The 16,892-nt window shown below is 66.4% G+C and carries 18 protein-coding genes and 2 pseudogenes; 12 read left to right on the top strand and 8 right to left on the bottom strand.

Going from position 1 to position 16,892, the window contains the following annotated elements:
* The first annotated feature begins 81 nt into the window (after positions 1–81).
* Positions 82–1,374, top strand: a complete 1,293-nt coding sequence (locus QM841_RS34055) for a wax ester/triacylglycerol synthase domain-containing protein (RefSeq protein ID WP_283335311.1) — start codon at positions 82–84, stop codon at positions 1,372–1,374.
* 53 nt (positions 1,375–1,427) lie between these two features.
* Here the strand turns inward: QM841_RS34055 and QM841_RS34060 are convergent, their stop codons facing one another.
* From QM841_RS34060 to QM841_RS34070, 4 genes and pseudogenes are all read right to left on the bottom strand, one after another.
* Positions 1,428–1,871 (bottom strand): DoxX family protein, encoded by a 444-nt coding sequence (locus tag QM841_RS34060; protein WP_283335312.1) that lies wholly within the window; start codon positions 1,869–1,871, stop codon positions 1,428–1,430.
* A gap of 277 nt (positions 1,872–2,148) precedes the next feature.
* Positions 2,149–2,274, bottom strand: coding sequence for a hypothetical protein (locus QM841_RS34065; protein ID WP_283335313.1), 126 nt, complete (start codon positions 2,272–2,274; stop codon positions 2,149–2,151).
* Positions 2,240–2,491: pseudogene (locus tag QM841_RS43565) on the bottom strand (alcohol dehydrogenase catalytic domain-containing protein); the annotation flags it as partial. The gene QM841_RS34065 and the pseudogene QM841_RS43565, both read right to left, overlap by 35 nt.
* Before the next feature lie 197 nt (positions 2,492–2,688).
* Positions 2,689–2,955 carry a YdeI/OmpD-associated family protein gene (locus QM841_RS34070; protein ID WP_283335314.1) on the bottom strand — a complete coding sequence of 89 codons (267 nt, stop codon included), beginning with the start codon at positions 2,953–2,955 and terminating at the stop codon, positions 2,689–2,691.
* Positions 2,956–3,138: 183 nt separating this feature from the next.
* Here QM841_RS34070 and QM841_RS34075 point away from each other — a divergent pair, with 183 nt between their 5' ends.
* Positions 3,139–3,576 carry a hypothetical protein gene (locus tag QM841_RS34075; RefSeq protein ID WP_283335315.1) on the top strand — a complete coding sequence of 146 codons (438 nt, stop codon included), beginning with the start codon at positions 3,139–3,141 and terminating at the stop codon, positions 3,574–3,576.
* A gap of 283 nt (positions 3,577–3,859) precedes the next feature.
* Complete coding sequence (locus tag QM841_RS34080; protein WP_283335316.1) at positions 3,860–4,201, top strand: YciI family protein; 342 nt, start codon at positions 3,860–3,862, stop codon at positions 4,199–4,201.
* A gap of 235 nt (positions 4,202–4,436) precedes the next feature.
* Here the strand turns inward: QM841_RS34080 and QM841_RS34085 are convergent, their stop codons facing one another.
* On the bottom strand, positions 4,437–5,945 hold the full coding sequence (locus QM841_RS34085; protein WP_502943301.1) for a protein adenylyltransferase SelO: 1,509 nt from the start codon (positions 5,943–5,945) through the stop codon (positions 4,437–4,439).
* Between the two features lie 76 nt (positions 5,946–6,021).
* Positions 6,022–6,492 (bottom strand): NAD(P)/FAD-dependent oxidoreductase, encoded by a 471-nt coding sequence (locus tag QM841_RS34090; RefSeq protein ID WP_283335318.1) that lies wholly within the window; start codon positions 6,490–6,492, stop codon positions 6,022–6,024.
* Positions 6,493–6,540: 48 nt separating this feature from the next.
* Between QM841_RS34090 and QM841_RS34095 the strand changes: the two are divergent.
* Both QM841_RS34095 and QM841_RS34100 read left to right on the top strand, forming a co-directional pair.
* A pseudogene (locus QM841_RS34095) lies at positions 6,541–6,942 on the top strand (LLM class flavin-dependent oxidoreductase).
* A gap of 37 nt (positions 6,943–6,979) precedes the next feature.
* Entirely contained in the window at positions 6,980–7,273 is a 294-nt protein-coding gene (locus QM841_RS34100; RefSeq protein ID WP_283335319.1) for a hypothetical protein, read from the top strand.
* A 6-nt stretch (positions 7,274–7,279) separates the two neighbouring features.
* Here QM841_RS34100 and QM841_RS34105 read toward each other — a convergent pair whose 3' ends face one another.
* Positions 7,280–8,203: a LysR family transcriptional regulator gene (locus QM841_RS34105; protein WP_105420183.1), complete on the bottom strand. Its 924-nt coding sequence runs from the start codon at positions 8,201–8,203 to the stop codon at positions 7,280–7,282.
* A gap of 186 nt (positions 8,204–8,389) precedes the next feature.
* On the opposite strand from QM841_RS34105, the gene QM841_RS34110 reads away from it, so the two are divergent.
* The 3 genes from QM841_RS34110 (at position 8,390) to QM841_RS34120 (ending at position 11,685) form a co-directional block, all read left to right on the top strand.
* Positions 8,390–9,679 carry a Glu/Leu/Phe/Val dehydrogenase dimerization domain-containing protein gene (locus QM841_RS34110; protein WP_283335320.1) on the top strand — a complete coding sequence of 430 codons (1,290 nt, stop codon included), beginning with the start codon at positions 8,390–8,392 and terminating at the stop codon, positions 9,677–9,679.
* Positions 9,680–10,071: 392 nt separating this feature from the next.
* Complete coding sequence (gene lexA, locus QM841_RS34115) at positions 10,072–10,734, top strand: transcriptional repressor LexA (RefSeq protein ID WP_283335321.1); 663 nt, start codon at positions 10,072–10,074, stop codon at positions 10,732–10,734.
* 126 nt (positions 10,735–10,860) lie between these two features.
* Positions 10,861–11,685 (top strand): bifunctional allantoicase/(S)-ureidoglycine aminohydrolase, encoded by an 825-nt coding sequence (locus tag QM841_RS34120; protein ID WP_283335322.1) that lies wholly within the window; start codon positions 10,861–10,863, stop codon positions 11,683–11,685.
* 73 nt (positions 11,686–11,758) lie between these two features.
* Here the strand turns inward: QM841_RS34120 and QM841_RS34125 are convergent, their stop codons facing one another.
* Positions 11,759–12,658 carry a helix-turn-helix transcriptional regulator gene (locus QM841_RS34125; protein ID WP_283335323.1) on the bottom strand — a complete coding sequence of 300 codons (900 nt, stop codon included), beginning with the start codon at positions 12,656–12,658 and terminating at the stop codon, positions 11,759–11,761.
* Between the two features lie 101 nt (positions 12,659–12,759).
* Here QM841_RS34125 and QM841_RS34130 point away from each other — a divergent pair, with 101 nt between their 5' ends.
* The 4 genes from QM841_RS34130 (at position 12,760) to QM841_RS34145 (ending at position 16,593) form a co-directional block, all read left to right on the top strand.
* On the top strand, positions 12,760–13,809 hold the full coding sequence (locus tag QM841_RS34130; RefSeq protein WP_283335324.1) for an alcohol dehydrogenase catalytic domain-containing protein: 1,050 nt from the start codon (positions 12,760–12,762) through the stop codon (positions 13,807–13,809).
* The gene (locus QM841_RS34135; protein ID WP_283335325.1) at positions 13,806–15,212 is read left to right on the top strand and encodes an MFS transporter; all 1,407 of its coding nucleotides are present in this window, start codon (positions 13,806–13,808) and stop codon (positions 15,210–15,212) included. The genes QM841_RS34130 and QM841_RS34135 overlap by 4 nt, the downstream gene beginning before the upstream one ends.
* An 83-nt stretch (positions 15,213–15,295) precedes the next feature.
* Positions 15,296–16,180 carry an aldo/keto reductase gene (locus tag QM841_RS34140; RefSeq protein ID WP_283335327.1) on the top strand — a complete coding sequence of 295 codons (885 nt, stop codon included), beginning with the start codon at positions 15,296–15,298 and terminating at the stop codon, positions 16,178–16,180.
* Between the two features lie 11 nt (positions 16,181–16,191).
* The gene (locus QM841_RS34145; RefSeq protein WP_283335328.1) at positions 16,192–16,593 is read left to right on the top strand and encodes a (R)-mandelonitrile lyase; all 402 of its coding nucleotides are present in this window, start codon (positions 16,192–16,194) and stop codon (positions 16,591–16,593) included.
* The last annotated feature ends 299 nt before the right edge of the window (positions 16,594–16,892 follow it).

Genomic DNA, 16,892 nt, shown 5'->3' on the forward strand with positions numbered 1-16,892 from the left:
AGCAACACTCCGGGTCCGTGCTGAGCTGCGGGACCGACGTTCCTGGTTCGAAAAGGAGCAGATCCGAATAGACTTGCCGAGGTGAGCCGCGAGGATCCCGATCGGCTGTCCGCCGACGACGCACATATCCTGGGGCTCGAATCGGCGGTGATCACCGGCCACACGCTCAAGCTCGTCGTTCTCGGGCCGGCCACCTCCCCGCTCGACGTCGAGGCTCTGCGAACTGCCGTGGCGGAGCGGCTTTCGAGCCAGCCGCGAGCGACGCAACGGATCGATACCTCGGGACCGGAGCCGCGCTGGACCGAGGCGACGGCGTTCGAGATCAGTGACCACGTCCGGCGCCGAGAAGAGCCTGGGTGTGCCTCGCGCGACGATCTGTGGCGGGCCGTCAGCAAGCTGATGTCCGAGCACCTCGACCACGAGCGACCACTGTGGACGTTCGATCTGTTCGGTCCACTCGGCGACGGGCGCGAGGCGATCGCGGTCCGGATCCATCACGCGATGGCCGACGGGATCAGCGCGGTTCGCTTCCTCGACGACGTGCTCTGGGATCGGCACCCCGAACCGCCCCCGAGAGGAACGCGGCCGGGCCTTCGCGCCGCTTCGCCGCAGCGTTCGCGGGTCGACGAGGCACTGCGGATGCCCGCGGCTGTGCGTCGTGAACTCGGCCACCGCGGTTCACACTCGCCTTTCGACCGCCCGATCAGTGCCGCCCGCGAGCTCGCCTTCACCGTCGCCCCGCTCCCGGAGCTGAAGGCAATCGGCGCCTCACGTCCCGCGCGCGCAACCGTCAACGACGTACTCCTCGCGATCGTCGCAGGCGGCCTGCGCAGCTGGCTCGGCGCCGGCGAGACGGCCCTGCCGCGTCTTCGTGCTCAAGTTCCGGTCAGCCTGCACCACCGGGACGAGGGAGCGGGCAAGCTGGGAAACCGCGATTCCTTCCTGAACGTCGATCTGCCGCTCGCCGAGGCGGATCCGCTCACCCGACTCGACCGGATCAACGCCGAGACCAGCAAGCGCAAGCTCCTCGACGACGCCGAAGAGCTGTTCGATCTCTTCCACGCTCTCGGACGCGTGAAACGCGTCGAGGAAGCCGCAAAGCGACTCGCCGGCAGCGCGCGCGAGTTCAGCCTGTCGATCTCGAACGTCCCCGGCCCGCCCGTGCCGGTCAGCGTTTCCGGACGTCGGGTCGAGCGGCTCTTCTCCTCCTCCGAGCCCGCAGCGCACCACGCGCTGCGGATCTCGGCGATCTCCTGCGCCGGGATCGTCGGTATCGGGCTCTGCACAGACCCCGAGGCGCTGCCCGACGTTGCCCGGCTGGCGGTGGCGATGGACGATTCATACGCCGAATTGCGTGACGCCGCGATCACATGACGTCGAATCCGTCCTGTGTCAATGGCATTCGCTGCCAGGCGGGGGTTGGTGGCTCAGGCGCGTCGGACAGGCATGATCGAACGCACCCGCGCGTCCCGCAGGTACAGACCGCCCCACACGAAGATGCCGACGTAAATCGGGAACAGGGTGGTGCTGACGACCGGCTGCTCGGTGAGCATGTTGGTAGCGACGGCTCCACCGAGGTATCCGGTCAGCAGCACCGCGCCCAGAATCGCCGTGGCGGGCACGATGTAGAGAATCAGGCATACCAAGAGAACGATTCCGATGACACGGTTGAGGTTCTCGGCAAAACCCAGCTCGGCCATCGCCTCGCGCACCATTTGCGTGTTTGCGATGTGGATGAGCGAGTCGAACAGGAGAAACAGCACCACGAGGGCGCTGACGACCAGTCCGGCGATTCTGGCCTTCTTCGTGGTTCCGCCCGTCGGCGCCGGTGTCGAGTTGGTGGTTCCCGTGGAGGGTGGTGTCGATGTCATGAGACTTTCTCCTTGCTGTTCATGGAGCGGTACACCGCGCACCGGTGGCACCTGCCCGACGGCGTCACGCGGGCAAATCGACTGCTCCCGCACGCTCCGCGTCTACTCACACCAGTACAGACCAGAGGCGACGGGAAAACTCACCGCGGCGCTGGAAGGCTCTCCGTTCGGGTGATCCTCCTAGGTCGGCAACCCCGCAGGCAGGACGTCGAGGACCACCTTGCCCGGCACCGGTCGGGTTCGACGATGAAGAAGACTGCTCGTCCGCCGCGTGGCGTCACCGGGGCGGCGCACTGATCGAGACCAGCACGCCGCCCGGCTTGACGATCGCGGCCGATCGGGCGAGCACGTCGCCGCCGATGGTGTCGAACACCAGTGGTGCCGTAGCCAACTTCGGTGACAACGCCGGCCACCTCGTGTGCGGGGAGGGAGGGCGTGCGGTCGCGGCCGGCCCGATCCGTCCAGGTTCCTGGCCAGTCGAGCTCGTCGGGGACGAAGGATGTGGCGTGCACTCGGACGATCACGTCACCGGTGGCGGCCTGCGGGTCGGGGGCATCCTCGAACACGAGTAGCTCCGGGTTCGCGGGACCTCGATTCTCATGGATGCGAACGGCTTTCATGTGATGCTCCTCGAGTCGTATACGACTACATCCAGCTTCCATGCGCTGAAGCTATGTCGATTGTCCGCTGCGTCGAATATGCGCGCGACCTCGTTGTCTCCGGAAACAAGGGGCCGTGGATTCAAGGTCGCGCAGGCGACCGCGCGAGGCCGAAGGTCCCGGATAGGACAAGTCGGCTGCGGCTGCGTAGGAGGGTCCTACTTACCGGTCTTTTCCCGGTGGCTACAACCAGGCCAGCAGCATGGGCGGCGCTTGCCTTCAGCCAGTTCGGTATGCGTCCGCTTGATTCGACGCGCTCTCGTTTCGTCGAGCTTGGCATCCTCGACCCAGCAGATCCACTCATTGCGTGCCAATGGTGTGATGTCATTCCACGCTTTCAGCGCCGGGCCGTCATCGGCCAACGCCATCCGTAGGTCTGCCGGCACTCTATGCACCGTGCCACTCGGGACCGTGCGCTTGCCCATGTTTGGAGTCTACCGACTGTCGCAGAGGTAGGGCGGGTCGTAGCCACCGGAGTCTTGGTGTTGATTCAGGGGCGGGCCCGCTCTATTTTCGCGCGGTCGCTGCAAGCGAGACCGCGTGATGGTGAGTCTCATCTGCAATCGTGGACGGCCGGGTGAACCCGACGTCTGGTCTAGGTTGATGCGATGAAGGTATCCACGAGCGCATCGGTCGTCTCGGTGCTGTGCGCTGTGTCGGTGTGGTTGTTCGTAGTGCCGCAACTGGTCACCACGGGGATTATCGAGCCTGGACCGCTTCTCGGTCTGATGGTGCTGCTCCCGACCCCGGTCGGTTTGATCGCCGCCTTGGTGGGGGCGGTCGCGGGCACGATCGGGCTCGTCCGACGCGCTGATCGGACGTGGGCCGGCGCGTTGATGACGCTGGGGCAGGCTTTGACGTGGATTTTGGCCATCGTGATCGTGGTGTGGTCGCAGGCATATGGTTCGACGGGGTGGGAGTTGTTGATACTGCCGGCGTCGCTGATGCTGGGGCAGGTTGTGGTCGCATCGGGCTTGATATCGGCCAAGGTGAGTCGTCGCAGAGCCATCCACGCCACGGTCGGGGAAAAATGGCAGGGCGTGTGACAGGGTGAATTGGGTGGGGAACGGCCGACCACGATCGTCTCCAGCCCTTGGGCGGCAGTCCGCAGATATTGCGCTGTGCAGTGGCTTGCCACAACACGACCGTCACACTACTTACCCACGCGCACTCGGGCGTGTTGATCAAGTGCTTGATGCCCGCGGTAAGTGCGGTGGTGGAGACGGCCTGTTCCGACCGGTTGGGGGAGGGCGGGCGAATCTTGTGCGCGCCGGCCCGTGTCGGCGAGGATGGGTCCGATCCCCGACATGCGAAGAAGGAGTCGACGCGATGACGAAGTACCTGATCTCTTTCCCAAGTGGTGCCATGGTCCTTCCCGACGAGGATTTACAGGCAGTGTCGGATGCGTCGCACGCGGTGGTGGAGGAGGCGAAGGACGCCGGCGTCTGGGTGTTCGGCGGTGGAATCGACGAGAGCGTTCCGCCTGTCCTGGTCGATGGGGATGGCACGGTGACCGAGGGCACGTACCCGCAGACGAAGCAGCTCGAAGGCGGCTACACGGTACTGGAGTTGCCTTCCCGCGAGGCGGCACTGGAATGGGCTGCGAAGATCGCGGTTGCCTGCCGGTGCGCGCAGGAGCTGCGCGCGTTCCACTACGATCCCGCCAGCTGACAGGGGTCGACGTCTCGGGCAATCGCATTCGGCTTCGCCCAGATTGAAATAACGTTCGACGGAGTTACTGCCCTTGCAGCGCTCCTTTTCCTCGTCGCGGAAGTCGATCGGTCGGACGCGAACTGCGCACGACGGCATCCCGTCGCGGCGACACCAGCCGAAGTCGTTCTGGCGACGAATCGTCGGCGAGAAGTTTCCTCGACACGAACGTCGCCGTGCAAGTCCGTCCTGGAAGTTAAGTGCCGCAGAAGGTTTGGAAGGACTTGCTGAATGATGGTGGAGCGGGTGTGGTGTAGTCCGACCACTCGTCGCGGCGGTCGAACGGATGCGTGACGACCTCCAGTAGCTTTTCGAACGGAGCGAGCTCCCCGTCGGCCGCGGCGCGCAACGCAGCATCGAGCTGATGATTCCGCGGGATGTACAGCGGGTTGACGCTGTCCATCGCGTCGGCGGTCTCCGCTGCCCCGTGCCCATGTTTGGTCAGGTTGCCGCGCCAGCGTTCCAGCCATGGCCCGATGTGCTCGCGCGGAACGAGGCCGTCGAGAGGCGTCGAATGTCCGCGTAGTTCGTCCGCGAGAGCACGGAAGGTGCCCGTCCAGTCGGCACCGTGTTCCTCCATCAGCGTCAGCAGGTCGTCGACCAGCGCTCGATCGACGAGTTCGCCGGCCAAACCGAGCTTTGCCGCCATCCCGGCCGCGAAGTGGCCGTCGTACCGGTCGTCGAAGGTGTCGAGGACTGCCGACACCGCGGTAATCGCGTCATCCGGCGTGGAATCGAACAGCGTCAGTAGCGTTTCCGCGAGGCGCGCCAAATTCCACTTCAGGACAACGGGCTGGTTGCCGAACGCATACCGGCCGCCGTGGTCGATCGAACTGAACACTGCAGCCGGGTCGAACGCGTCGAGGAAGGCGCACGGACCGTAGTCGATGGTCTCGCCCGAAATGGTCGTGTTGTCGGTGTTCATCACCCCGTGCACGAAACCGGTGAGCATCCATTTCGCCACCAGAGAGGCCTGCGCCTCCACCACCGCCTCGAAGAACGTCAGGTAGCGATTGCCGTCACGCCCCGGCGCCGGTTCGGTCAGCTCCGGGTAGTGGCGGGCGATCGCGTAGTCGGCGAGCGGCTGCAACACCTCACCCTGCCGCACCGCGTATTCGAAGGTGCCCACCCGCAGGTGACTGGCCGCGACCCGTGCGAGCACGGCCCCGGGCTCGGCGCCGTATCGATGAACGTGCTGGCCCGTCGCGACCACCGACAGCGCGCGCGTGGTGGGGATGCCGAGGGCGTACATGGCCTCGCTGACGAGGTATTCGCGCAGCATCGGGCCGATTGCCGCGAACCCGTCGCCGCCCCGGGAGAACGGCGTGGGCCCCGAGCCCTTGAGGTGTAGATCCACCCGCTGCCCATCACTGCTGGTCAGCTCGCCGAGCAGTAACGCCCGGCCATCGCCGAGGAGCGGTGCGTATCCGCCGAACTGATGGCCCGAATATGCCATCGCCACCGGCTTGGCCCCGGCCGGCGCCGTCGATCCGGACAGGACGCCGACCCCGTCCTCGCTTCGCAGTGCCCGGACTTCCAACCGCAGCGACGCCGCGAGCTGCTCGTTGAGCACGAGCAACGTGGGGTCAGGCGCATGCGCACCCTGCCAGGGGACCGTCAGGGCACCCAGCTCGTCGGCAAAGGTGCTTTCGAGGCCGGCCACCGCTGTGTTCGTGCCCACCGTGGAATCCGGAATTGCAGTCATCCTGCGAGGGTAACCACCACACGGAACGCCGCGCACGCGATGGCACCGGTGTGCGCACGCGCAAGGGAATGTGCATTCAAGGGTGGGCTTGTGTGAGGACCGACGCGATGTTCGGCACGGAGTAGATGTCTCGGATGGGCACCGACCCGCCGAGGACGCCGAAGATCCGCGCGACTACCTCCGGTTGGGCCGCGGCCGCCCTGTAGAACGCCGTGAGTCGGTTCGACAGCGGCGCGAGGCGGGCCGTGCTGAGCGCGAGTTCGAACCCGTCGGCGGTGAGCTGGTCGCGCTGACGTTGGTAGTCGCCGAGAGCGTCGTCGACGGGACGGCCGGCGCGCGTGCTGTGGATGGCCTCCGCGAGCAGGTCGGCGCTGAGGAACGCGTCGGCGATGCCCATTCCCGTGGAGGGGTCCCTGTGGTGGCCGGCATCGCCGAGGAGTGCCCAGCCCGGTCCGACCGATGTTCGGTATTGATTGGGCAGGTTGGCGGTACCGACGAAACGTTGTTCGCGGTGGCCGGAGGCGACCGTGTCACGCAGTCCTGGCACCAGATCGAGGGCGGCGTGAAAGCTTCGGTCGAGGTCTGTGCGGCCGGTGTGCTCAGCGTCTGGGGCCGCACCGCCGGCACTCTCGCGATGCTCGCCACCAGCCTCGACCAGGTCTCACACGGCCGTTTCGTCCTCGGCTTGGGTGCACGCAGTCCGCAGCTCGTCGAAGGACTGCACGACCAATCGTTCACCGCGCCGGTGGCCAAGCTACGCGCGGTCACCGTACAGGTCCGTTGACTGCTCGACGGCGACCGGGTCCGCCCGACGGCGACCCGCGACCACCGGCCCCTGCGGCTGGGTGTCGCCGCGCGCACCGGCCTGCCGATCTACCTCGCCGGACTCGGCAACAAATCCATCCAACTCGCCGGCGAAGTGGCCGACGGCTGGATGCCCTTCCTAGCGCCCGGCCGTCCCCACAGCCGTCGCGGCCGATCACGCAACCGCTCGTGAGATCGCGTCGTGGTGGGTCGCGTTCTACCCCACCAGCATGGGTTCGCTCTACCGCCGCTCGCTGAGCGAACGGGGATACCGCGAGCAGGTGGAGGCCGTGCTCGCCGGCAACCCGACCCACGACACCACCGACGTGCCGGCCCTTGTTCTGCTCGACGAGCTCACCGTCTGGGGCACACCCGACACCGCTCACGACCAACTCCAGCACTGGTACACCGCAGCGCCGAGATGCCGATCCTCACACTCCCACCCCACCGCACCATCGCCGAACTCGACTACATGCTCGAAACCATGCGCCCACACGCCCGACATTCCGTCCTGCGGGAGGTGAACGCGCTTACGGGTACGGCGACCGCGCCGCGAGCCCCCGTGCGGCCGCCGCGGCACGCACTGCGTCGATCACCAGTTGTAGCGGCGGTCGGTGCGCTTCCGTCCCCCGATGGGCGATGGAAATGGTCCGCATGAGTGGTTCGGTGAGCGCGACGACGTCCATTCCCGGCGGGCGCAGCGTCAGTCCGAGATCGGAGACAAGGGTGACTCCCAGGCCCGCGGCAACCATCGCGAGTGCCGTCGCCTGCTCGCCGACCTCATGGTTGATCCTGGGTTCGAATCCGCAACGCTGACAGGCCAAGCGCACCGCGCGGCCGAAATGCGACGTGGGTCCCGCAAGGATCCAGGGGTGCTCGGCGAGATCCGCCAGCGCCATGGTTCTGGCGGAAACCGTTCCCGGAGGCAGCGCTGCGTGCAGTCGCTCCACCGCGATCACCACCCTGGTCAACTCCGGGTCCCACTGCATCGGGTAGTCGGAATAGTCGATCACGAAGGAGAAGTCCAGCGACCCGTCCCGTACCGCGACCGCGGTGTCCTCCGGCGCGAGCTCCCTCGTTCGCACCTCGATGCCGGGATGTTCGGCGGCCAGCAACGTCAGCGCACTCGGCACCAGGCTCGACGCGACGGACGCCCACACGCCGACGGTCAATCGGGCGGTGACCCCGTCCTGCGTTTGCTCGAGAGCGGTCGTCGCGCGCTCCACCGATCGAATGATCTCCTCGGCGTGCTCGGCGAGGAGCAGGCCGATCTCGGTGAGCTGCACCCGCCGACCGCGCCGCTCGAATAGCTTTGCGCCGACATCGCGTTCGAGCTGGGTGAGCTGTTGGGATACCGCGGATGTGGTGTAGTGCAAGGCCAGCGCCGCGGCAGTCACGGTGCCTCGGCGATGCAACTCCCGAAGCATCCGCAACCGGCGCAATGACAGCTCCATGCCGCCAGCCTATGCATCCATTCCGAACCGTCCAACCGGACCACGCGTTGCGCTGTGTAGAAAGCGTGAACTCAATCCTTCAAGATTCTTAACTGGACGCCTGGTCACCAGCGCGCGCACTCTGACGTCATCGGCTGAGTGGTCGTGGAGGCGAAGATTTTCTGAGGACGATTGGGGTAACTCGAGGTGACCACGACAACGGAATGCGGGTTCGGGCGCACCCCCGAGCACCGAGAGTCTGACTACCGTGAGAACACTGCGACGCCACATCGGGTCGATGTGGCGACCGTGCGCGGCGGTGAGCCCCTGTTACGTGTGACGTGGTCTGATCCGGTCACCGGTGCTCGTGGTTACCTCGTCGTGCACACGTTGGTGTCCGACCTGGCAACCGGGGGCACCCGAATGCGGGCAGGCTGCACGATGTCGGAGGTGGAGGATCTGGCCCGAGGCATGGCTGCCAAGACCGCGGTTTTCGACCTTCCGGTCGGCGGCGCGAAGGGTGGCATCGACTTCCACCCGAAGGACCCCCGCGCCGTCGGTGTTCTGGAGCGGTTCTGTCAGGCGATGCGCCCGTGGCTGGCCGCGCACTGGGTGACCGCGGAGGATCTGGGGGTGCCGCAGCATCTGCTCGACGACGTCTTCGCGCGGCTCGGCCTACAACAGTCCTACCATGCGGCGATCAGCCGTGCGGACGATCCGCAGAGGACTCTGCGCCGGGTACGAGCCGCGTTGAACGCCCCGGTGCCCAGCGGTTTTCTGCTGGGCGATGTGATCGGCGGTTACGGAGTCGCGCAGGCCTGCATCGGCACGGTGAACGCATATGGCTGGGTTCCGGCCGACACGACGGTGGCAATCCAGGGCATCGGCACCATGGGGGGCGGCGCGGCCTGGTATCTGTACGAGGCCGGTATGCGCGTGACTGCTGTCGCCGACGCCTTCGGCACGCTGTACTGCCCCGACGGCCTGGACGTTCCCGCGCTGCTCGACCTGCGGGACTGCTACGGCGAGATCGACCGCTCCCGCGTCCCCTCGCATGTTCAGCGGTTGCCGAGCACGGCTGTGATCGCCACTGCGGCAGACATCCTCGTCCCGGCCGCGATCTCGTATGCGATCACGGCGGATAACGTCGACCAGGTCGCAGCGAAAGTCGTGATCGAAGCGGCGAATGCCGCGACGACCCCGCGGGCCGAGGCGGTGCTCACCGGCCGGGGCATTCCGGTGGTCCCAGATTTCGTTGCCAATGCCGGAGCAGTCGCCTGGGCCTGGTGGGTACTACTGAGTCAGGTCGGCACCGACCCGGAGGACTCGTTCCTGCGGCTGCGTACCGAGATGCTGGCCAAGGTCGCGTTGCTGCTCGGGCAATGGAAACTGGACGGCGTGGCGCCACGGCAGACCGCGTGGGATCTCGTCGGGGCCAACCGCCGCGCGCCGGCTCCCACCGACCCTCTGGCAGTGCCGGCGCTCACCATCCCGTGAAGGTCGGCGATCGGCGAGAGAACACCGGGCCGGCGGCTACGGGACCGTCACGTGCTCGTCTGTGTGGCCTTGCGGTGAGCCAACAGTGCTCGCGCGTCGGGGTGGCAGCGGCCCGAGTGAGCGCGGTGCGGTGCGGTGCATTGCGGCATTGAGCTGACTGTTCCCGTTGTGCGAGAGTCGATATCGGGCGCGGCTCGACGGTGCGTAGAGGCGTCGAGCCGCGGGCAGTGAGATTCAAGTCCATGGGGAAGATCACCCTCAACTGTGGTTCCGGGTGGTGGCGCATCGACTGAGGTCGACATTTCCGTGAGGTGGAACGGGACAGGCTCCGCTTCTGGTCGCACGCCTACGCCGTGCTCGAGGGGGCTGTCGTCACCCCCTACGATTCTTCGGTGACCGATTACGACGATCTCGACATGTTCGGTGGCCTCGATGCCTCCACCCTGCCATCCCGCCAGCAGCGGATTCTGGCAGCGATCCGGGACTGGGTGGCTGCACACGGATGCACGCCGAGCACCCGACAGATCGGGGACGCGGTGGGCCTGCGCTCCGCGTCGTCGGTGTCCCAGCATCTGAAGAGCCTCGAGGAAAAGGGCTTTCTCCGAAGGGGCACGGCCATGGCTCGGCAATTGGACGTGCGCCCGTTTCTCTCCGAGGGGAAGCAGGGTCGCTCGTCTGAAAACAATGTGACGGTACCGGTGGTCGGCGACATCGCAGCCGGCGCACCGATCCTCGCGGAGGAGCACGCCGATGAGATGCTGACGCTCCCTCGCGAACTCGTCGGCTCCGGCACCGTGTTCGGGCTGCGGGTGCGCGGTGAGTCGATGATCGACGCCGCGATCTGCGATGGCGACGTCGTTGTGGTGCGCCGCCAGGACGAAGCCCATTCCGGCGAGATCGTCGCTGCGATGATTGATGGCGAGGCCACGGTGAAGGTGCTCCGGCGCCGCGATGGCCACGTCTTCCTCGAGCCCCGTAATCCCGCGTATGCCGTGATCGACGGTGACGACGCAGTTGTCCTGGGCAAGGTGGTATCGGTGATGCGGCGGATCTGAGGGCCCGGACTCGGCTGCCGCCGACACCCTCCCCACGAATATTCTCGTGTGGGATCCACAGGCGGAAGATCGACATCACCGGTGGCTCGCCACCGCCGCTGTCCCGACAACCCGATGAGGAAAAGCATGAACTACTTCGTTCCGCGAGGCGGCCTGCCGCCGCAAACCGACCTGACCACCGACCGCGCGGTCTTCACGGAGTCCTACGCGGTCCTGCCGCGTCGCACGATGAGCGATATCACCGCCAGTCTGCTGCCGCACTGGAACGGGACCAGGGCGTGGGTGCTGGCGCGGCCTTTGTCCGGATTCGCGGAGACCTTCTCGCAGTACATCGTCGAGGTCTCGCCTGGTGGCGGTAGTGACCGTCCCGATGCCGATCCGGGCGCCGAGGCGGTCGTGTTCGTTGTCGACGGTGCGCTCACTCTCACACTCGACGGGGTCGAGCATGTGCTGGATGCGGGCGGCTACGCCTTCCTCGCTCCCGGCGCCCGGTGGACCCTGCACAACCACGGTCCGGCCACCGCGACGTTCCACTGGATCCGCAAGACCTATCAGCAGGTCGACGGCATCGAGATACCCGAGTCCTTCGTGACCCGGGAGCAGGATATCGAGGGTGCCGAGATGCCCGACACGAATGGCGCATGGAAGACCCAGCGCTTCGTCGATCCGACCGACATCCGCCACGACATGCATGTCAACATCGTGTCCTTCGAACCGGGAGGTGCGATTCCGTTCCCCGAGACGCATGTCATGGAACACGGCCTGTACATCCTCGAGGGCAAGGCGGTGTATCTGCTCAACAAGGATTGGGTCGAGGTGCAAGCGGGCGACTTCCTATGGTTGCGGGCCTTCTGCCCTCAGGCGTGCTACGCGGGCGGGCCGAGTCGCTTCCGCTATCTGCTCTACAAAGACACCAACCGGCACGCCGGCCTCCAACTCGGACTCTCTTGAATCTGGTCATGATCCTCTGTGCCGCTGCCGTTGTCGCAAGGGTGGCGGCTCACGGATCGCCTGTGCGCGGGAGTCAATGTGGTCTGCTGGGAGCGTCGTGTTCGGTGCCGAGCTGATCCTGGCTGGCGGCCCAGGAGGCGAGGAGTTTGAGGGCGTCGGCGGTGGGTGTGCCGGCGGCTGCGGTGTAGATGTTGAGGTGTAGGCCGGGTTCGGAGGGCAGTTCGAGTGCTTCGAAGTCGAGGTCGAGTTGGCCGACGGCGGGGTGGCGCAGGCGTTTTCGGCCGCTGCGGTGGAATCGGACGTCCTGTGACGCCCAGCGTTGGCGGAAGAGTTCGCTCTGGGTGGACAGTTCCCCGACCAGCGCGATGAGCGCCTTGTCGTGGGGGTTGCGGCCAGCTTCGAGACGGAGCATGGCGGCGGCGTCCCTGGCGATGGTGTCGTAGTCGACGAAGAATTCTTCGGCTGCCTGGGGGTGGAGGTAGACGAATCGGGTGGTGTTGGCGGGGCGGCGGGGGTCGGCGAGCACAGGGGAGTAGAGGGCGCGCGCGAGGTCGTTCATCGCGATGATGTCGTGGCGGCCGTTGCGGACCCAGGCCGGTGCGTCCGTGATGGCATCGAGTACTTGCTGAATTGCCGGGCGGACGGTCACCGGCGGAGTGCGGGGGCGGCGGGTGGTGCTTGCCTGTGCTTGCCGGGCGAGGGCGAAGAGGTGGTCGCGTTCGGCGTCGTCGAGTTGCAGGGCGACGACGAGGGCGTCGAGGACGCTGTCGGAGGCGCCGGCGAGGTTGCCGCGTTCCATGCGGACGTAGTAGTCGACCGAGACACCGGCGAGCATGGCGACCTCTTCGCGGCGCAGGCCTTTGACACGGCGGTTGCCGCCGTACACGGGTAGCCCGCTCTGCTCCGGGGTGATGCGTGCGCGCCGTGTGCTGAGGAACTCGCGGATTTCGGTGCGCAGGTCGGTCGAACTCATGAGTCCACGGTAGGCAGTGGCCGCCGGTTGTGGGAGGTACTGGCAGTACCCGGAACGTCCGTGACTCCCCGGGCGGCCCGAATGGAGGTCAACTGGGTGGCATGAAAGCGACGTACATGTTCGGCGCGGGCGATGTCCGCGTCATCGATGTTCCTGATCACACCATCCAGTCGTCCACCGACGCCCTGGTACGGATCGTGCGGGCCTGCGTGTGTGGCAGCGACCTGCATCCCTATCACTCCATGGAGGTCGATCCTGCGGGCAGATCGATGGGCCACGAGTTCATCGGTGTCGTCGAAGCGATCGGTACGGATGTGAGGACGTTGCGGGTCGGCGACTTCGTCATCGCACCGTTCGCGGTCTCGTGTGGCACGTGCGTGTTCTGCGCTGCGGGTCTGCAGACGTCGTGCGTGCGCGGCGGGTTCTGGAATGACGCCTCGCTGGGTACGGCGGGTGGTCAGGCCGAGGCGGTCCGGGTGCCGCTGGCCGACGGCACGCTGGTGAAGGTGCCGGTGGGCGAGGACGCCGACGATGCGCTGCTCAACTCCGTGCTGACGTTGTCGGATGTGTACGGCACCGGCTGGCATGCCGCGGTCCGCGGCGGCGTCGGCGCGGGCAGTGTCGTGACCGTGATCGGTGACGGGGCGGTGGGATTGTTGGCCGTGCTGTCGGCTCGCCTGCTCGGTGCCGAGCAGATCGTGTTGATGGGGCGGCACCAGGGGCGGACCGATCTCGGTCGCGAGTTCGGTGCGACCGATGTGGTTGCCGAGCGTGGCGAGGAGGGGATCGCGAAGGTTCGTGAGCTGACCGGCGGACTGGGCAGCCCGGTCGTCCTCGAGGCGGTCGGTCACCGGCCGGCCTACGACCAGGCGGTGGGCGTCGTCCGCGCGGGTGGAGTGATCAGTCGGGTGGGGGTGCCCCAGTACGAGGACGCGCCTGTCGGGTTCGGGAGCCTGTTCGGGCCGAACGTCACGCTGACCGGTGGTCCGGCGCCGGTGCGCGCCTACATCGAGCAGCTGCTTCCGGCAGTCCTGGACGGCACTGTCCAGCCGGGGAAGGTGTTCGACCGCACCGTCGGTCTCGGCCAGACGCCGGAGGGCTACGCCGCGATGGATGCCCGCGATGCGCTCAAGGTCGCGGTCCGGCCGTGACCACCGCTGTTTCCGGTCGGGCCACGGCCACCCCGGCCGCGATTCTGGGGATCATCCTGGCAAGCTATTTCATGGTGTTGCTGGACAACTCGGTGATCTTCACCGGATTGCCGAGCATCCGATCCGGGCTCGACCTGTCACCGGCGGCGCTGTCGTGGGTTCAGGACGCTTACACCCTCGTCTTCGGTGGTCTGCTCCTGTTGGCTGCCCGCGCGGGGGACATCGTGGGGCGGCGCCGACTGTTCAGGATCGGTCTCGCGATCTTCGGTACCGCATCCTTGCTCGTCGGAATCGCGCCCGCGGGATGGTGGATGATCGCCGCCCGCGCCGTGCAGGGAATCGGTGCGGCGATCGTCGCACCGACCTCGTTGGCGTTGATCACGACCTATTTCGACGGCGAGGCCCGCAACAAGGCCGTTGCCTGGTACGCAGCAACAGCCGGTATCGGCGCCAGCCTCGGCCTTCTGGTCGGAGGCGCGCTCACCGAATGGATATCCTGGCGAGCGGCCTTCCTGGTCAATGTCCCGATCGCGGTCGCCTTGATCGTCTGGTCCGGCACAGTGCTCGTCGAAACACCACGGCGAACCGGACGGTTCGACGTGATCGGTGCTCTCGGTGCGACACTCGGCATGGGCGCCGTGATCTTCGGAATCATCGAATCCGCCGAGGCAGGTTGGGGATCGGCACGGGTACAGGCCGCTCTGGCACTCGGGGCTCTCCTGCTGGTCGGGCTGGTCGTTCACGAGGGTCGGGTGCAGCAACCGATCCTGCCGCTGCGGTTGTTCCGCAGTCGCGAACGCGCCGGCGCCTATTCGGCTCGGCTGCTGTACCTCGGGGCGATGATCGGATTCTTTTACTTCACCACCCAACTGCTCCAGGACGGGTTCGGCTTCTCCCCACTGCAAGCCGGACTCGGCTTCCTCCCGATGACCCTCGTCAACTTCGTCGTCGCACTCATGGTGCCCCGCCTGAGCGCCCGGCTGTCGAACGGGACTCTGCTCGCGACCGGGACGGCGCTGACCCTGGCCGGCATGGCATGGCTGAGCCGCATCGGCCCACTCGATACGTATCTCATGGACGTTGCACTACCGATGGTCCTGGTGGGTGCCGGGCAAGGCCTGGCGTTCGGACCGCTGACCAACGCAGGAATAGCCGGTGTCGATTCGGCGGACGCCGGCGCGGCATCCGGACTGGTCAACACGGCGCACCAACTCGGAATGGCACTCGGTTTGGGCATTCTCGTCGCACTCGCGGCCGACGCAGGCGCCAACCTCGACGGACCAGCAGCGGTGACCGAGCACGTCGGCGCCGCGCTCACCGGCGGCACCGTACTGCTCGCCCTCGCGCTGGTCGTCGTCCTCACGGTGATCGTGCCCGCTGCACGACACCGGCCCGTCGCATGACATCCGCTGGTCGAACCAGGTACTGCCGGTACCTGGTTCGACAGGCACTCCCAGCGCGCGCTGACCGAACCTAAGGTTGAAACATGACGATCCCCGTATTGACGTTGAACAACGAAATCACGATGCCGGCACTGGGTTTCGGTGTGTACCAGACGCCGCCCGATGACACCGTTGCAGCGGTCGAGGCCGCATTGGAGACCGGATACCGGCACATCGACACCGCCGCTGCTTATCAGAACGAACGCGAGGTCGGCGAAGCCATACGCCGTTCGGGTATCGATCGCTCGGACATCTTCATCGAGACCAAGGTCTGGATCACCGACTACGGCTACGACGCGACGCTGCACGCCTTCGACAAGAGCGCCCGCAAACTCGGAATCGATCAGATCGACCTGCTGATACTGCACCAGGCTCTCCCTGGCGAGTTCACCCTCACCGTCGAGGCCTACAAGGCGCTCGAGACGCTGCTCGCGGACGGCCGCGTCCGCGCCATCGGTGTCAGCAACTTCATGTCCGACCACCTCACGCGACTGCGGGACGAGACATCGGTGGTGCCGGCGGTCAACCAAATCGAGGTACACCCGTCCTTCCGCCAATCCGACGTGCTCACGGCCAACGCCGAACACGGGATCGTGTCCCAGGCATGGTCCCCGATCGGTGGCATCACTTTCTACCGCGACGGCTCGCACGGCTCCACGCTCGACGATCCCACCCTCCAGTCGATCGCAGCGGCACACGGCAAGACGCCGGCCCAGACGATGCTGAGATGGCACCTGCAGCAGGGCCGCCAGGTGATCCCGAAATCGGTCACCCCGTCCCGGATCACCGAAAACTTCAACGTCTTCGACTTCGATCTCACCGCCGATCAACTCGCCGCGATCGACGCTCTCGACACCGGTGTGCGCGGCGGCCCGGAACCGGACGACATCACCCGCGAGACATTCGGCCTCGAAATCCCCGAACCCTGAGGAGTACAGCAATGCAGATTGATCCCCACACTCCGACGACGAAGAACCCGCCCGAGCAATTCACCGGTGACGTCTGGCTCGACCGCATCGCCTTTCCCCGAGAACCCGGTCAGCGAATGGTAGTGGCGAAAGTGCGTTTCGCACCCGGCGCCCGCACCGCGTGGCACTCGCACGCCCACGGTCAGACCCTGCACATCACCCAAGGAACTGCCTGGGTACAGTCCCGTGGCGGCCAGAAGGTCGAAGCACACGCCGGTCAAACCCTCTACTGCCCACCGAACGAACATCATTGGCACGGAGCAAGCGCCGACTCGTTCATGGAACACCTCGCCATGCTCGACAACGCCGACGACCCGGCCACCACCACGACCTGGCTCGAACACGTCACCGACGAGGAATACCTGACGGGGTAGTGACCCCTCGCCACCCTCCGAACCTTACCGAGGCCACAAATTATCCATGATCTGTGCGACGTCCTGGGCGCTCATCGGCGCCGCGTCGAGGTTGTCCGCGCCGGGCCACAATCCCGCGATCATGACCGCGAGGATTCTGCGCCAGCCGGTGTCGGTGCCTCCGCGGTGTCGTCGCGACGACGCCGCGGAGGGACCAGAAGATGAGGTCCAGGTCGGCGTCGGTGGCGTCCTCACGGATACGGCCCTGCTGCATGGCTTGCGCCAACAGCTCGAACAGGATCCGCCGATACTCGTTCCTC

Origin of the sequence: Rhodococcus sp. IEGM 1307 (genome assembly GCF_030056915.1) — a bacterium.
GTDB classification, from domain to species: domain Bacteria; phylum Actinomycetota; class Actinomycetes; order Mycobacteriales; family Mycobacteriaceae; genus Rhodococcus_F; species Rhodococcus_F opacus_D.

Excerpts from the sequence above, each read along its gene's own strand:
- QM841_RS34080 (WP_283335316.1), top strand. The coding sequence starts at position 3,860 with ATGACGAAGTACCTGATCTCTTTCCCAAGTGGTGCCATGGTCCTTCCC.
- QM841_RS34075 (WP_283335315.1), top strand. The coding sequence starts at position 3,139 with ATGAAGGTATCCACGAGCGCATCGGTCGTCTCGGTGCTGTGCGCTGTG.
- QM841_RS34140 (WP_283335327.1), top strand. The coding sequence starts at position 15,296 with ATGACGATCCCCGTATTGACGTTGAACAACGAAATCACGATGCCGGCA.
- QM841_RS34145 (WP_283335328.1), top strand. The coding sequence starts at position 16,192 with ATGCAGATTGATCCCCACACTCCGACGACGAAGAACCCGCCCGAGCAA.
- QM841_RS34100 (WP_283335319.1), top strand. The coding sequence starts at position 6,980 with ATGGGTTCGCTCTACCGCCGCTCGCTGAGCGAACGGGGATACCGCGAG.
- QM841_RS34120 (WP_283335322.1), top strand. The coding sequence starts at position 10,861 with ATGAACTACTTCGTTCCGCGAGGCGGCCTGCCGCCGCAAACCGACCTG.
- QM841_RS34125 (WP_283335323.1), bottom strand. The coding sequence starts at position 12,658 with ATGAGTTCGACCGACCTGCGCACCGAAATCCGCGAGTTCCTCAGCACA.
- QM841_RS34060 (WP_283335312.1), bottom strand. The coding sequence starts at position 1,871 with ATGACATCGACACCACCCTCCACGGGAACCACCAACTCGACACCGGCG.
- QM841_RS34085 (WP_502943301.1), bottom strand. The coding sequence starts at position 5,945 with ATGACTGCAATTCCGGATTCCACGGTGGGCACGAACACAGCGGTGGCC.
- QM841_RS34105 (WP_105420183.1), bottom strand. The coding sequence starts at position 8,203 with ATGGAGCTGTCATTGCGCCGGTTGCGGATGCTTCGGGAGTTGCATCGC.
- QM841_RS34130 (WP_283335324.1), top strand. The coding sequence starts at position 12,760 with ATGAAAGCGACGTACATGTTCGGCGCGGGCGATGTCCGCGTCATCGAT.
- QM841_RS34070 (WP_283335314.1), bottom strand. The coding sequence starts at position 2,955 with ATGGGCAAGCGCACGGTCCCGAGTGGCACGGTGCATAGAGTGCCGGCA.